Origin of the sequence: Paraburkholderia sp. SOS3 (genome assembly GCF_001922345.1) — a bacterium.
In the GTDB taxonomy this organism is placed as follows: Bacteria; Pseudomonadota; Gammaproteobacteria; order Burkholderiales; family Burkholderiaceae; genus Paraburkholderia.
This window is the reverse complement of record NZ_CP018812.1, coordinates 933989-948686: the sequence shown is the minus strand read 5'-3', so window position 1 is coordinate 948686 and position 14698 is coordinate 933989. Positions and strand designations below refer to the sequence as shown.

14 protein-coding genes are annotated in these 14698 nt (G+C 63.4%); 10 read left to right on the top strand and 4 right to left on the bottom strand.

All coding sequences use genetic code 11. The features are described from left to right. Positions 1–113: 113 nt before the first annotated feature. The 5 genes from BTO02_RS24245 to BTO02_RS24225 all read left to right on the top strand — a co-directional run bounded on the left by BTO02_RS24245 (position 114) and on the right by BTO02_RS24225 (position 5789). Entirely contained in the window at positions 114–995 is an 882-nt protein-coding gene (locus BTO02_RS24245; RefSeq protein WP_075159744.1) for a branched-chain amino acid ABC transporter permease, read from the top strand. Continuing rightward, positions 992–2785 carry a branched-chain amino acid ABC transporter ATP-binding protein/permease gene (locus BTO02_RS24240; RefSeq protein WP_075159743.1) on the top strand — a complete coding sequence of 598 codons (1794 nt, stop codon included), beginning with the start codon at positions 992–994 and terminating at the stop codon, positions 2783–2785. Before BTO02_RS24245 ends, BTO02_RS24240 begins: the two co-directional genes overlap by 4 nt. Then, the gene (locus BTO02_RS24235; protein WP_198039331.1) at positions 2778–3515 is read left to right on the top strand and encodes an ABC transporter ATP-binding protein; all 738 of its coding nucleotides are present in this window, start codon (positions 2778–2780) and stop codon (positions 3513–3515) included. The genes BTO02_RS24240 and BTO02_RS24235 overlap by 8 nt, the downstream gene beginning before the upstream one ends. 106 nt (positions 3516–3621) lie before the next feature. Further along, the gene (locus BTO02_RS24230) at positions 3622–4554 is read left to right on the top strand and encodes a 3-hydroxyacyl-CoA dehydrogenase (protein WP_075159741.1); all 933 of its coding nucleotides are present in this window, start codon (positions 3622–3624) and stop codon (positions 4552–4554) included. 83 nt (positions 4555–4637) lie between these two features. Then, positions 4638–5789 (top strand): ABC transporter substrate-binding protein, encoded by a 1152-nt coding sequence (locus tag BTO02_RS24225; protein WP_075159740.1) that lies wholly within the window; start codon positions 4638–4640, stop codon positions 5787–5789. A gap of 98 nt (positions 5790–5887) precedes the next feature. Here BTO02_RS24225 and BTO02_RS24220 read toward each other — a convergent pair whose 3' ends face one another. Then, positions 5888–6709, bottom strand: coding sequence for an enoyl-CoA hydratase/isomerase family protein (locus BTO02_RS24220; RefSeq protein ID WP_075159739.1), 822 nt, complete (start codon positions 6707–6709; stop codon positions 5888–5890). A 269-nt stretch (positions 6710–6978) separates the two neighbouring features. On the opposite strand from BTO02_RS24220, the gene BTO02_RS24215 reads away from it, so the two are divergent. After that, positions 6979–8247: a PQQ-dependent sugar dehydrogenase gene (locus tag BTO02_RS24215; protein ID WP_075159738.1), complete on the top strand. Its 1269-nt coding sequence runs from the start codon at positions 6979–6981 to the stop codon at positions 8245–8247. A 197-nt stretch (positions 8248–8444) separates the two neighbouring features. Here the strand turns inward: BTO02_RS24215 and BTO02_RS24210 are convergent, their stop codons facing one another. Further along, positions 8445–9152, bottom strand: coding sequence for a dienelactone hydrolase family protein (locus BTO02_RS24210; RefSeq protein ID WP_075159737.1), 708 nt, complete (start codon positions 9150–9152; stop codon positions 8445–8447). Between the two features lie 190 nt (positions 9153–9342). Here BTO02_RS24210 and BTO02_RS24205 point away from each other — a divergent pair, with 190 nt between their 5' ends. The 4 genes from BTO02_RS24205 (at position 9343) to BTO02_RS24190 (ending at position 12714) form a co-directional block, all read left to right on the top strand. After that, positions 9343–10152 (top strand): COG4705 family protein, encoded by an 810-nt coding sequence (locus BTO02_RS24205; protein ID WP_232243657.1) that lies wholly within the window; start codon positions 9343–9345, stop codon positions 10150–10152. Between the two features lie 158 nt (positions 10153–10310). Then, positions 10311–10592 carry a hypothetical protein gene (locus BTO02_RS24200; RefSeq protein WP_156883964.1) on the top strand — a complete coding sequence of 94 codons (282 nt, stop codon included), beginning with the start codon at positions 10311–10313 and terminating at the stop codon, positions 10590–10592. A gap of 104 nt (positions 10593–10696) precedes the next feature. Then, positions 10697–11359 (top strand): response regulator, encoded by a 663-nt coding sequence (locus tag BTO02_RS24195; RefSeq protein WP_075159735.1) that lies wholly within the window; start codon positions 10697–10699, stop codon positions 11357–11359. Beyond that, entirely contained in the window at positions 11356–12714 is a 1359-nt protein-coding gene (locus BTO02_RS24190) for an ATP-binding protein (RefSeq protein WP_075159734.1), read from the top strand. The genes BTO02_RS24195 and BTO02_RS24190 overlap by 4 nt, the downstream gene beginning before the upstream one ends. Positions 12715–12724: 10 nt before the next feature. Here the strand turns inward: BTO02_RS24190 and BTO02_RS24185 are convergent, their stop codons facing one another. Beyond that, the gene (locus tag BTO02_RS24185) at positions 12725–13735 is read right to left on the bottom strand and encodes an MBL fold metallo-hydrolase (RefSeq protein ID WP_232243656.1); all 1011 of its coding nucleotides are present in this window, start codon (positions 13733–13735) and stop codon (positions 12725–12727) included. A 44-nt stretch (positions 13736–13779) separates the two neighbouring features. Further along, a complete protein-coding gene (locus BTO02_RS24180; protein ID WP_232243655.1) occupies positions 13780–14682 on the bottom strand; it encodes a quinoprotein dehydrogenase-associated SoxYZ-like carrier in 903 nt (300 codons plus the stop codon). Positions 14683–14698: the final 16 nt, after the last annotated feature.

The following is a 14698-nucleotide window of genomic DNA, read 5'->3' as shown; positions in this document are numbered from 1 at the left end:
TTAAATCCATCATTGGGGAGACACGGTTTGCAGCCCGCACAAGGTTGCAAGCCGGCTGCGACGTCGGCGGCGTTAGGCACTCAGGCCGCGCCGCCCAAGAGAGGAGAGAAGCGATGAGCTTCGTGGTCAACAACGTTCAGGTGCTGTTCGCCGGACTTGCGCTGGGTTCGATCTATGCATTGGTCGCGCTCGGCTTCGTGCTGATCGTCAGAGCCACCAACGTCGTCAATTTCGCGCAAGGCGACTTTGCGATGTTGGGCGGGTTCGCAATGGTCGCGTTTCTGAGCAGCGGCCTGCCCTACTGGCTCGCGTTCGTACTCGCACTCGTCGTGCTCGGCATCTTCGGCGTGATCTTCGCGCTCGGCGTGTATTACCCGCTGCGCCATCGCTCGTATCTGCCGGTGATCATCAGCACGCTCGGCGCATCGATCTTCATGCAGAACGGCGCGCTCTTTATCTTCGGTCCGCAGCCGCGCGCGATGAAGCGCCTGTTCGACACGCCGGGCATCGACGTCGGCGGCGTGTTCATGGACACCCAATACCTCGCCATTCTCGGTTTCACCGCCATCGCGGTGACGTTCCAGTACGTGCTGTTCGAACGCACGATGCTCGGCAAGAAGCTGCAGGCCACGTCGCAGGACAAGGACATGGCGCGCCTCGTCGGCATCCCGGTCGCGGCGATGATCGCGTTCACGTTCTTCTACAGCGCGGTGCTCGGCGGCCTTGCCGGCGCGCTCGTGTCGCCGATCCTGTTCGTGTCGATCGGCATGGGTTCGATCATTGCGCTCAAAGCGTTCGCGGCCGCGATTATCGGCGGATTCGGCGACATCACGGGCGCGATTATCGGCGGCCTGCTGCTTGGCGTCGTCGAAAGCTTCGGCGCGCAGTACATCTCGGTCGCCTATAAGGACGCGTTCGCGTTCCTGCTGCTGTTCCTGTTCCTGATGCTGCGTCCGCAAGGCATCTTCGGCGAAAAGATTTCGGAGAAAGCATGAGCCAGGCACCCGCCTCCACCGGACCGGCGCCCGGCACGCGCGCCGCACGTATTTCCTTCAGCGGCGTCGTGGCGGTCGTCGCCGCGATCGCAGTCGCCCTCGTGCCGTTTGTGTTTCCGCTCACGCCGTATGTGCTGAACATCTTCATGCAGGCGGCGACCTATGCGATCGCCGTGCTCGGCATGACCGTCGTGCTCGGCTATACCGGGCAGATCAATCTCGCGCAGGCGACGTTCTTCGGCCTCGGCGCCTATGCGGTCGGCCTCGGCACCGTCGTGCTCGGCCTGAACTTCTGGATCACGCTGCTGCTCGGTATCGGCCTCGCGACGATTGCAGGCTTCGTGCTTGGCCTCACCACGCTGCGCCTCGGCGGCCACTACCTCGCCATGATCACGATCAGCTTCCAGCAGATCTTCGATCTCGTGATGGTGAATTGGGCCAGCGTCACGCAAGGGCCGGACGGCGTCGCGGGCATCCAGCGGCCGTCGATCTTCGGCTTCCTGTTCGCCGACGACCGCTTCTACGTCGTGCTGTGCCTCGTGTTTCTGTACGCGGCTGTCGCGCTCGTCTGGTGGCTACCGCATACGCGCATCGGCCGCGCGATGCGCGCCGTGCGCGAAAACGAACTCGCAGCGGAAGTGACCGGCGTCGACACCCTGCGCGTGAAAGTCACCGCATTCACGATGAGCGCGGCGCTCGCAGGCGTCGGCGGCGCATTCTATGCATCGGGCTTCGCGTACATCAGCCCCGACAACTTCAACTTCGCGCGCTCGATCGAATTCCTGACGATGACGCTGTTGGGCGGCGCCGATTCCGCATTCGGCGGCGTGTTCGGCACGGGCCTGCTGATCGTGCTGCCCGAATGGCTGCGGTTCCTGAAGGACATTTACCTCGCGGTCTACGGTCTCGCGGTGATCCTGATCATGGTGTTCCTGCCGGCCGGCATCTGGGGCATCGTGCGCGGCCGCTTCGACCGCTTCAGGAAGGCGCCGGCGGTGAACCTCGACAGCATCCGACCGCTCGAACTCGATGTGCCGATCTCGAACCCCGCGCCGATTCTGCAGCTCGAAAACGTCGCGAAGCATTTCGGCGGCGTGAAGGCGGTGGACGGCATCTCGATCGAAGTCGCGCGCGGCACCGTCCATACGCTGATCGGCCCGAACGGCTCCGGCAAGACCACCACGCTCAATGTGCTGAACGGCATCTACAAGGCCACGAGCGGCCGCATTCTGTTCGACGGCACCGATATCACCGCGATGTCGCCGCACCAGCGCGCGGGCTTCGGCATCGGCCGCACCTTCCAGAACATTCGCCTGTTCGCGTCGATGTCGGTCATCGAGAACGTGATGGTCGGCGCGCAACGCGCGAACAACCCGATCGGCACGAGCCGCGCCGCGCTGACCGAGCGTGCGATGTCCGCGCTCAAATTCGTCGGCATGGCGCAACAGATGCATATGACCGTGAAGAACCTGCCGTACGGGCATCAGCGTCTCGTCGAAATCGCGCGCGCGCTGGCTGGCCATCCGAGCTTCCTGCTGCTCGACGAACCGGCGGCCGGTTTGAACCTGACCGAAAAGAAGAACCTCGGCGAACTGTTGAAGCGCCTGAAAGGCCACGGCATGACGATTTTCCTGATCGAACACGACATCAGCCTGATCGAGCAGGTGTCCGACACGATCACGGTGCTGAACTTCGGCAAGAAGATCGCCGAAGGCGAACCCGGCTACGTGATGCGCCATCCGGACGTGGTTGCCGCCTATCTCGGGGAGAACGCGCATGCCGCTGCTTGAACTGTCGAATATCGAAAGCCACTACGGCCACGTGCAGGCTTTGAACGACGTGTCGCTGCACGTCGAACAAGGCGAGATCGTTACGCTGCTCGGCGCCAACGGCGCGGGCAAAACGACGACGCTGCGCAATATCTCGGGCCTCGTGCCGGCCACGCGCGGGCAGATCCGCTTCAACGGCGAATCGATCGAGCGCGCATCGCCGGAAAAGATCGTGAAGATGGGCATCGCGCACGTGCCCGAAGGGCGCCGCATTTTTCCGGGGCTCACGGTCAAGGAAAACATCATGATCGGCTCCTCGCCGCGCGGCCATGTCGCAAAGCGCGCGCTCGAAGCGGAAGTCGAAGAGATGTACGCGATCTTCCCGGACCTCAAGCGCCTGTCGAGCGCGCTCGGCTGGAGCCTCTCGGGCGGCCAGCAGCAGATGCTCGCGGTCGCGCGCGGCCTGATGTCGAAGCCGAAGCTGATTCTGCTCGACGAACCGTCGCTCGGCCTCGCGCCGATCATCGTTCAGCAACTGTTCGCGACGATCCGCACGATTCGCGAGCGCGGCACCACGGTGCTGCTCGTCGAGCAGAACGCGAATATGGCGCTGTCGGTAGCCGATCGCGGCTATGTGCTGTCGACGGGCCGCGTGATCGTCGAGGGCACGCCGAGCGCATTGCTCAATAACGAAGAAGTACGCGCGGCCTATCTCGGCGGCGGCAAAGCGCCTGCGCCGGCGGCCGGCTGACCCCCTGCTCAAGCCGAGCCGCCGCGGTCACGGTCCTTCCGGCCGCGGCGACGCTTCGCATTCATGGTTTTTCGTTCCGTTTGCGGAACACACAGGAGAGTCGAAGATGGAAAAAATCGCAGTCATCGGCGCCGGGTTGATCGGTTGTGCATGGGCGTCGGTGTTCGCGCGCGCCGGTCACACGGTCACGCTGTTCGACATCGATGCGAAAGCCGTCGAAACCGCGCGCGACACGGTGAAAGCCGGGCTCGTCAAACAGCGCGCGGTCGGTCTGATCAGCGAAGAACCGGACGTCGTGATCGCGCGCGTGAGCGCGACGGCTTCGCTCGAAGACGCGCTGCGCGGCGCCGATTTCGTGCAGGAAAACGTGCGCGAAACGGTTGATGCAAAAAAGGAGGTGTACGCGAAGCTCGACCGGCTCGTCGGCCCGAACACGCTGATCGCGAGCTCGACGTCGGGTATTCCGGCATCCGCGTTTACCGAAGAACTCGCGTGCCGCGCGCGCTGCTTCGTCGGCCACCCGATCAATCCGCCTTCGGTCGTGCCGCTCGTCGAACTCGTGCCGGCGCCATGGACCGATCCGGCAGTGATCGAACGTGCCCGCACGCTCTATGCGCGCGTGGGTCAGGTGCCGATCGTCGTGAACCGTGAAATTCAGGGCTTTATCGTGAACCGCCTGCAAGGCGCGCTGCTCGCCGAAGCATTCCGGCTAGTGGAAGACGGCTACGTGACAGGCGGCGATATCGACAAAGCTGTCAAGGATGGGCTTGGCCTGCGCTGGTCGTTCATGGGCCCGATGGAAACGATCGATCTGAACGCGCCGGGCGGCATTCGCGATTACTGCGGCCGCTACGGCCCGCTGTACTTCGACATCGCAACGCAAGCGACACCGCGTAAATGGAACGACGCGCTGATCGGCAAGCTCGAGCAGGAACGCCTCGCCGAACTGCCGGCCGACAAGCGCCCCGCGCGTTCGGCGTGGCGAGACGGGCGTTTGATGAACCTCGTCGTGCACAAGCGCGGCGCGCCCAACGAATGAAGTCTGAAGTTGGGGAAGTTGTGAAGTTGAACGCTTGACCATCACACCGGGCCATTCGGCCCGGAACGTACGGAGACATCCAAATGAAAAGAACATCGTCATGGCTGGCTGCAATCACGGCCACCACGGCTGCTGCCGCCTCTCTCGCGCTTGCGACGTCAACCGCATTCGCCGCCGATCCGATCACGTTCGGCATGATGACCGAGAGCACGGGCCCAAGCTCCGAAGCCGGCATCTATCAGGCGAACGGCGCGAAGCTCGCAATCGACGAAATCAACAAAGCAGGCGGCGTGCTGGGCCGCCAGCTCGAAGTGCGCAACGAGGATAACCAGAGCACGAACCCGGGCTCGGTGCTCGCGATTTCGAAGCTGACGAGCGCGGGCAATCTGTCGGCGCTGATCGCGACAGTGCGCAGCACGCAGATTCAGGCAATTTCGCCGACCGTGATGCGCGCAAAGCTGCCGACTCTGGTCGGCGGCACCGACGTCGGCCTCACGCACGCGAATAACCCGTGGATTTTCCGCGCGCGGCCGAACGACGGCTACTCGGCGAAGGTGATCGCCGATTACGGCGTGAACACGCTGAAGCTGAAGAAATGGGCAATCGTGCACTCGACCGACGCGTTCGGCAACGGCGGCAAGAACAATCTGACCGACGCGCTGAAGGCAGCGGGCATCACGCCGGTGGTCGTCCAGGGCTTCACGAGCAATTCGCAGGACTTCACGCCGATCGTGCTGGCCGTGAAAAACTCCGGCGCCGATATCGTCGCGACGTATATCGCGAACTCGACCGACGTCGCGATCTTCGGCAAGCAACTGCGTCAACTCGGCGTGAAGGCGGCATGGATCGGCTCGCCGTCGGTCTCGACCGCGACCGCGATGCAACTGGCCGGCGACGCGCTGTACGGCTCGTATTCGATCGCCGATTTCGCGCCGGATTCGAGCCCCGAAGCGAAAGCGTATGCGCAGAAGTATCGCGCCGCATACAAGGTCGAGCCGGACTTCTATTCCGCGTGGGCCTACGATTCGGTGAAGCTGCTCGCGCTCGCGATCAAGAACGCGAACAGCACGAAGCCCGACGATATCGCCAAGGCACTGCACGCGATCAAAGGCTATAAGGGCGTGGAAGGCACGTACACGTTCGATGCGAACGGCGACGGCCTGCATGGCTACAACATCGTGAAGAACGACAACGGCAAGATCGTGTTCGTGAAGCATATCGACTTCGCGCAATAAGGCGAAGGACTGCCGCATCGCTGAATTTTCTGCATGAATGGAAGCCGCGCGGCCGGTTGGCCGTCGCGGCTTTTTTACGTCTGCAAAAAAGGCCAGTTTCAAAGCTTCGTCAGATACTCGCCAAAATGGAGTTCAAGCTCGCTGCGCGTGCCGAGGCCCTGCTGCATGAGCGCCGCCGCAATACGCTGCGTGCCGGGCCACGCAAACGCGCCCCTGAAGGCCAGCGACGATTCGTTCTGATGCTCCGCCGACGCGAGTGTCGTGCGATTGATGAGTTCCTTGCATGTACGCAGTGCGTTGCGCTCGAACCGCGCGATGCGCTGTGCGAACTGTTCGACGAACGCATCGAACTGCGCATCGGGCACCGCGCGATTGATCCAGCCGTAACGTTCCGCGGTCGCGGCATCGAAATCGTCGGCCCCAAGCACGATTTCGAGCGCGCGTTTGCGGCCCACCGCGAGCGGCAGCCGCTCGAGCGCACCGCCGCCAGGAATCAGCCCCACGCCGGCTTCCGGCTGGCCGAACACCGCCTTCTCGAGGCTCGCGAAACAGATGTCGCAGGCGAGCGCGAACTCGCTGCCCACCCCTCTAGCGCGGCCGCGCACTGCCGCGATGCTCAACACCGGCACGCTGCCAATCCGGTGCGTAAAGTCGAGCCACGGCGCGTGACCGGTCGGCCCCGGTTCGCGCGATGCGTCTTTTGCGCGCGAGACGTCGTAGTGGGCGATAAAGAAGTCCGGGTCCGCGCTATCGAACACGACCACTTTCAGCGCTTCGTCCGTTTCCATCTGCGTGAGCAGCGCCTGCAGTTCCTTGATGGTGTCGGGGTCGAGCATGTTGATGGGCGGATTGCTGAAGGTCACACGCCAATACGCTTCGCTGCGCCGGTCGATCGAAAATTGCTTGCTGGGTCGAGTCATTGCGGACATTCCTGGCCAGATTCAAAACAGGGAATGCCATTGCGCTCCCCGCCAGTCCGGAGGTCAAGTCAAGACTACGAAGCGATGTCGCTTGCAGCGACACGCGCGTTACGAGCTGAGGATTCTGGAGCTTTGTACGGGCACCAGGGGATTTTTCCTGTGCGGCGCCACGCGAAATCACCTATAACGCTACTGATTTGCGCATGAAGTAAGAGAAGTCGAGTCAGCAGTTGCAGTCGCCAAAAACAGAACCTCAAGGAGACACAGCAATGAAGGCAACGCTCAAGCTTCTGCCGTTCGCCGTCGCGACGCTCATCGCGACATTGCCCGCCGCGCAAGCAGCGGGAGATAACGTGACCGCGCTATCCAACTTCCAGCAAACCGGCGACAAGACGCCGCCCGAAACGGTGCCGCAAACGGGCCAGCGCGCCGACGAGCTACGCGAAAACCTCAAACAGATCAAGCTGCCCCCCGGCTTCAAGATCGAGTTGTATGCGGTGGTGCCCGATGCGCGACACATGGCCGTCGAGCCGTCGACGGGCGTCGTCTTCGTCGGCACACGCAAGGCACGCGTCTGGCAGGTCACCGATCGCACGAAACATCGCGTTGCCGACGACGTCGTCTCGTTCGCGAGTTCCGTGACGTTCAAGGTGCCGAACGGCGTGTGCTTCTCGCCGGACGGCGTGCTGTATGTGGTCGAGCAGAACCGCGTGCTCGCCTTTCCGGCCGCGCAGTTCTTCGGCGAAGGCGGGCCCGATGTCGCCGCAGCCGTCGTCGTTCCTCAGGGCAAGCTGATTCCGACGCAGTTCGAGAGCTTCAATCACGGCGCACGCGCGTGCCGCGTCGGCCCCGACAAGAAGCTCTACATCGCGCTCGGCCAGCCCTGGAACGTGCCGCCGAAGGACAAGTTGAGCGAGCTCGACAAGAATGGCCTGGCAGGCATCATCCGCATGGACCAGAACGGCAAGAACCGCGAGGTCTACGCCCACGGCGTGCGCAACTCGGTTGGCCTCGACTTCAACCCGAAAGACGGCACGTTGTGGTTCACGGACAACCAGGTCGACGGCATGGGCGACGACACCCCGCCGGGCGAACTCGACCACGCGACGAAGGCCGGCGAAAACTTCGGTTTCCCGTGGTACGGCGGCGGCAAGGTCCGCACCGAGGAGTACAAGGACAGCACGCCGCCCGCGGGCGTCGTGTTCCCGCAGGTCGAATTCGCCGCGCATGCGGCCGATCTCGGCATGTCGTTCTACAAGGGCAAGATGTTCCCCGCGAAGTACCAGGGCGGCATCTTCGATGCGGAGCATGGCTCGTGGAACCGCACGAAGCCGATCGGCGCGCGCATCATGTTCATCCCGATCAAGGATGACGGCACGGCCGGCGCCGCCGAAGTGTTCGCCGAAGGATGGCTCACGCCGAACGGCGAATACATGGGCCGCCCGGTCGACGTGCAGCAGTTGCAGGACGGCTCGCTGCTCGTTTCGGACGACTATGCGGGCGCGATTTACCGCATCTCGTACATGGGAGCGAAATGACGAGCGCGGTAGTCGCGGCGGCGTCACTGCCTGTGTACCGGCAGCCGGCGCGAGGCACGCGGCGTTCGCGGCCGACATCGCGAATCCCGTGGCGTTTTATCGCAGCCTGAAGCGGTAGCAAAAAGGGCGCGCGGTGCGAGCACCGCGCGCCCTGGTCTTTCAGCTAAACCGGTCGATGCACGTTCGGCTCGCGGTACTCAAACCCAAAGCTTGCGCGCAAGGAACGTCAGCGTGCGATCCCATGACAGTTGCGACCACACCGGGTCGAACTGCGTGCCGGCAATGCGGCCCGGACCGACGGCCGTTTCGTTCGAGAACGCGTGGTGTGCAAGATAGCGATGGAATTGCGCGTCGACATTCGCTTCCTTGAGCTTCGCGGCGAGCGCGTCGACGCCTGCTTCCGCGAAGAACGCATCCTGCGTGGCCCAATGCGCGAGCACCGGCACCTTGATTTTCGACGCGTCGATATATTCGATCGGCGGGTAACCGTACCAGATCACGCCGGCCGAAATCTCCGGCGTCTGACAAAGTGAAAGCCACGCCAGTGCGCCGCCCATGCAATAACCGATCACCGCCACGCGCGGCGACTGCTGCTTCAGATACTGAACGGCGCCGCGAATGTCCTGCGATGCGGCATCGCCGAAGTCGAGCCCCGACATCAGGTGGTGCGCCTCTTCTTCCTCGACGGTCGACTTGCCGCGGTACAGATCGGGCACCAGCGCGAGATAGCCGCATTGCGCGAGACGGTCGGCCACGCCGCGAATCTGGTCGTTGACGCCCCACCATTCCTGCAGGACGACGACTGCGGGCGCGCCCTGCGGATTGTCGGGTTTCGCGAGATAGCCGTTGACGTCTTTGCCGTCAGGCCGGCGAAAGCCGACCGTCGATCCGAGGTTCGTTTTCATGACAAGTCCTTGGTCACAGAGGAAGGAGGAGGAGCAGCGAAAGCAGTAGCATAGCGCCGCCCACGCGCCCGTGCAGATTCTGATGCAGTGCAGCTAAGGGAGTCTTAAGCTGCTGTCCTGCAACATCGCGTCTATTCCCCGCGTAAACGCAAGCGATGCACCTGCGTCGCACATCTTTCCGGAGGGCAAAGTGACGCGATCGCCATCGACATACCGCAATAGCACAAATGAAGACAATCTGATCAGCAAGGTGCCGCAAGCCACCGCCGTATTCTGGATCGTGAAGATTCTTGCGACGACCGTCGGCGAAACAGGCGGCGATGCGTTATCGATGACGCTGAACCTCGGCTATGCGGTCGCGACGCTTATCTTCCTCGCGTTCTTTGTCATTACGCTGACGCTTCAGGTGCGCAGTGACCGCTATCACCCGGCCGTCTACTGGGCCGTCGTCGTGGCGACCACCACCGTCGGCACGACGCTGTCCGACTTTCTCGACCGCACTGCGGGGCTCGGCTACATCGTATCGTCCGCCTCCCTGTTCGCCGCCGTGCTGGTCGTTCTCGCGAGCTGGCGTGCCGTGGCGGGCCGCATCGAATACCAGCATATCGTGCGGCCTCGCGACGAGGTGTTCTACTGGCTCACGATTCTCGTGTCGAACACGCTCGGCACCGCGCTCGGCGATTTCACCGCAACGAGCCTTGGTCTTGGCTTCGAGCGCGGTTCGCTCGTGTTTGCGGGGCTGCTCGTGTTCGTGGCAACTGCATGGCGCATCGGCACGCGAATTCCCGTCAGCGTATTGTTCTGGGCCGCTTATGTATTGACGCGGCCGCTCGGCGCAACACTAGGCGATACGCTGACGAAGCCGCTCGCGGAAGGCGGCCTTGCGCTCGAGCGCATTCCCGCGTCACTTGCGATTCTGGGCACGATGGCTGCGGTGGTCGTGCTGCAGCATTGGCTCGGACGCGGCACGCGCGATGTCGCTGCAAGGTCGGCGAGATGACGTCGACGCCGGCTCGGTCGAATCGCGACCGCGTTTACCGCATCGGTGCGAATGACGGTTTCGTAATTTTTTTAAGCGCTGCATAAGGCGGGAGAACTAAGCTTATTGATGAGTGTGCATTGCGTGCCGCTCTCGTTCAACTCCACAGGAGAAATCACATGAAGGCCCTTGTAACCACTGTCGCCTCGGCACTTTTATTGCTGGTCTCCGCGACCTCGTTCGCGCAAACCGCCAACGGAACGAACAACGGAACCGCAACGAACGCGCCCGCCACATCCAGCACGGACCAGCAGAACTGGCAACACCAGTCGGCCATGAACTCGCAAAACCAGCGAGCCGATGCAGGCATCGACTACGGCGCGCCCGCAAACGGCACATACCAGTCCGGCCGTCCGATGAATCACGGTGGCTTCACAGAGCCGACCTTCGGACATCACTGACTGATGGCGCAGACGTGCCGGGTCATCGCTTCCGCCATGCCCGCGTGGCCGGTACACCGCGCCGCTGCGATAACATCGACCCAGGTTTCAAACGGAGTTGACCGATGCGCCTGTTGTTGATCGAAGACGACGACATGATCGGCGAGACCGTGCTCGAATCGATGCGCCGTGCCGGCCACGCCATCGACTGGGCGCGCGACGCCCGCGCCGCTGCGCTGTCGCTTGGCAACGATGTCTACGATCTCGTGCTGCTCGATCTGAGTCTGCCCAAGGGCGACGGCATCGACCTGCTGAAGACCTGGCGCAACGAGGGCGGCGCTGCGCCCGTTATCATCCTGACCGCACGCGATGCGGTGGAGGACCGCGTACGCGGCCTCGACGCCGGCGCCGACGACTATCTCGTCAAGCCCTTCGATCTCGACGAACTGGCCGCACGTGCGCGCGCGCTGCTGCGACGCCGCGCGGGCCGAACCCAGCCCGTCTTCACGCACGGCGCGTTGAGCCTCGATCCGGCCGCGCACGAGGTTCTGAAGGATGGAGAACCGATTGCACTGATTCCGCGCGAATTCGCGCTGCTGCATGCGCTGATCGAAGTTCCGAAGCGCGTCTTCACGCGTACCGAGCTCGAGGAAAAGCTGTATGGCTGGGGCGAGGAAGTCGGCAGCAATACGATCGAGGTGCACGTGCATAGTTTGCGGCGCAAGCTCGGCGCCGATCAGATCGTGACGGTGCGGGGCGTCGGTTACCGCTTGAAGAGACTGGAATGACGTCCATCCGGCGCAAGTTGCTCGGATGGCTGATCTTCGGTTTCGGTGCGGCATCGGCGGCGGCCGCGTACGGCATCTTCCACACGGCGCGCGAAGAAGCCGGCGAACTGTTCGACTACGAGCTGCGCACCGTCGCGTTATCGCTGCCGCCTAACCTGCGTGCGGCAATGACCTCGCAGCAGTCGAACACCATGCTCGGCGATATCGCCGACGACCGTATCGTCATCGAGATCTGGGACGCGTCTGGCAAGCCCGCCTATCGCTCGCAGGAAAGGCAGACGCTCGGCCGCTACCCGGCGGGACTGCGCACCATCGAAGAAGACGAAACGCACTGGCGCGTCTTCGGCATGCAGCAGGCTGCGCGCTTCGTGCAGGTCGCACAGCCGCTTTCGGTGCGCGACGATCTCGCGCTGACGCTCGCCCTGCATACGCTGTGGCCGCTTGCACTGATGGTGCCTGCCGCGATCGTGCTCGTGCTGTTCGTCGTCACGCGCGGGCTTGCACCGATCGGGGGATTGTCGCGTTCGCTGGCGAGCCGTTCTCTCGAAGCGTTGGAACCGCTTGCGATCGATGCGCACACACCTGTCGAAGTGCAACCGCTCGTGGTCGCATTGAACGATCTTCTGAGGCGCCTGCATGTCGCCTCGCAGGCGCAACGCATGTTCGTCGCCGATGCCGCGCACGAATTGCGCTCGCCGTTGGCCGCGCTGCAATTGCAACTGCAAGCCGCCGCGCGCGACGGCACGCTGACCGGTTCCGACGTCACGCTCGAACGCATTCAGGGTCGCTTGAAGCGGCTGATTCACCTCGTCCAGCAACTGCTGACGCTCGCGCGCGAAGATGCAGCCGCCGCAGCGCCGATGGCGCCAGTCAGCATGCGGCGCCTGGGTGAGCAGGTCGTCGGCGAATTTTCGCTGCTAGCCGAGGCGAAGCAGATCGACCTTGGGCTTGAGACGAGCGCCGCGCTCGGCGCGACGGACGCGTATATCGCGCTGACCGATCAGCATGCGCTGTTTCTGCTGCTGTCGACGCTGATCGACAACGCGATTCGCTACACGCCCGTAGGCGGCACGGTCGACGTGCTGCTTGAACGCATCGGCGAGCGCATCGGCATCGAAGTGCGCGATACCGGCCCCGGCATTCCGCACGACGAGCTCAACCGCGTATTCGATCGCTTCTATCGTGGCACCGGCACGCAAGTGCAAGGCAGCGGCCTCGGGCTGGCAATCGCCGCGCGCATCGCGACGCGCCTAGGGATCGTATTGATCTTGCGTAACCGGGTAGGCGCCTCGGGTCTGTCGGCACGCGTCGATGGGTTTCGACCGGTTGCTGAAACGCGGGTTGCGCACACCTGAGCCGAACGCGTTACTGCCCCGCCTGATCTTTTTCCTTCTCGAGCTGCAAATACAGGTGTTCGACATTCTGCGGCTGTGCGAGCGCATACAGCTTGTCATGACGAAACGCCGGCACTTGCACCGTGTGCATTGCCTGCGTGATCCCGACGCCGGACGCGAATGCACGCCGCACGGCTGCATCGAGTTCGCGCAGATATTCGGCAAGCAGATCGAGATCGGCCGGCTTCGCGAGGCGCCCGAACGCCGGCACGATCGCTTTCGTGTCGAGCGTTTTGATCTCGTCGAGCGCATCGAGCCAGCCTGGAATGCGCTCGTTGCGCAGTTCGGGAATACGCCCGACACTGACGAGTCCGCCCGCGAACAGCACACCGGTCGACGTATCGAGCACCGCGAGATCGCCCGGCGTACTGGCCGGCCCGAAATACAGCAGCCGAAGCGTGCGGCCGCCGCTTTCGAGCTGCGTATTCCCGTCGACGGTACGATCCGGCACGGTGACACGCGACCCGGCCATCTCGTCTGCGCCCAGCGTGCGATTCAGATTCTTCAGGCAAATCGCGCAGCGTTCGCGAATCAGTTCCGCGGTGCGGCGCTGCGAGAGAATCGGCACGCCCCGATCGCGAAACGCGGACGCGCCGAACACGAATTCGGGCCCTTGATGCGTGATAACCACGAGCTGGACGGGTAAGGGCGTAATCTTATGGATCGCGTCGAGCATGGCGCGGCCGTAGCGATACGACGAGCCGGTGTCGATCACCGTCACGCCACTCGGCCCGACGACGAAACCATTGTTCGCAACAATTCCATGATTCGCAAGCGTCACCGCCTCGCCGCTGCCCATCATGACGTAGACGCCGGACGCGATTTCGTTCGGCTCGGGCGCGCGAAATGCCGACACCGACTGCGGTTCCGCACGCGCCGCCGGTGCGAATACAGCCGCCGCCAGCGCGACGATCATCGCACCGGCCAGTATCGCAATCGATACGCCGTGGACCTCGCGTACCGCGCCTGCCGCACGCAGCACGTCAAGGCGGTCCCTGCACGCATGCCGATCTCGTGCCGCCCGCATCACAGTTTCGACGACGCATTCTGCTGCGCGCCCGCTTGCGAGCTCACCGCGACCTCGGCTTCGAACTGCTTGTTCTTCGTATCCTCGACATGCGCCTTCAGTTCGCCATCGCCGTGCGGCACGAACCAGAAACGGAAGTTCGGGTTCTCGCTGATCGAGAAATTGACGTCCGCGACCATCACCGGCTTGCCGCCATAGGTGATCGTCACCTTGCGCACGAAATACGCGGTCGCATAGTTGCGCGTGACCTGGTTCATCGCCATGCCGGTGCGATTCGGATGCCTGACCATCAGCTGCGCGAGTTGCGGCTTGCCCGCCACCGTCTGGCCTTGCAGCGTGAGGCGCACCTGACCCGCGCTCGCCTCGGCTGACGCATCGTCCTTGCCCGCGGGCGCCGAGCAGCCGCCCGACGCCTTCACGAAACGCACGGCGCTATACAGCTTGCCGTCGCTCGTTTCGGCGATCGCGCGCATAAACGTGTAGTCTTCGACGCGCACGCGTGTTTCGATTGTCGCGAAACCCGACTCAGGCGTGAACGAAAACGAGCCTGCATAGGGCTCCGGATTCTCGTCGATATACAGATACACCTTCCTGATATAGCGCGCGGGTGTCTGCGGGAACTGCGCGGCAATCGCAATCGGCACCACGGCGCCGTCCGCCGCACGCGCCGGTGCGTCGAGCTTGATTACCGCGTCGCCATGCGTATCGATCGGCCGGCCCTTGAACGTGCCGTCCTTGAAGTCGACCCAGCGCGCGGGCGTGTCCGGATTGTCTTCCGGGTGTTCTTCCGCATACGCGGCACTAACGGCAAACGTCGCGGCAAACGTCATAGAAAACGTCGTGGCAAGCGTCACACATGCCGCGCCAGAACGCGTCGCTGCGCTTTTCGTCATGTTGTCCATTTCAAGCTCCTCCACC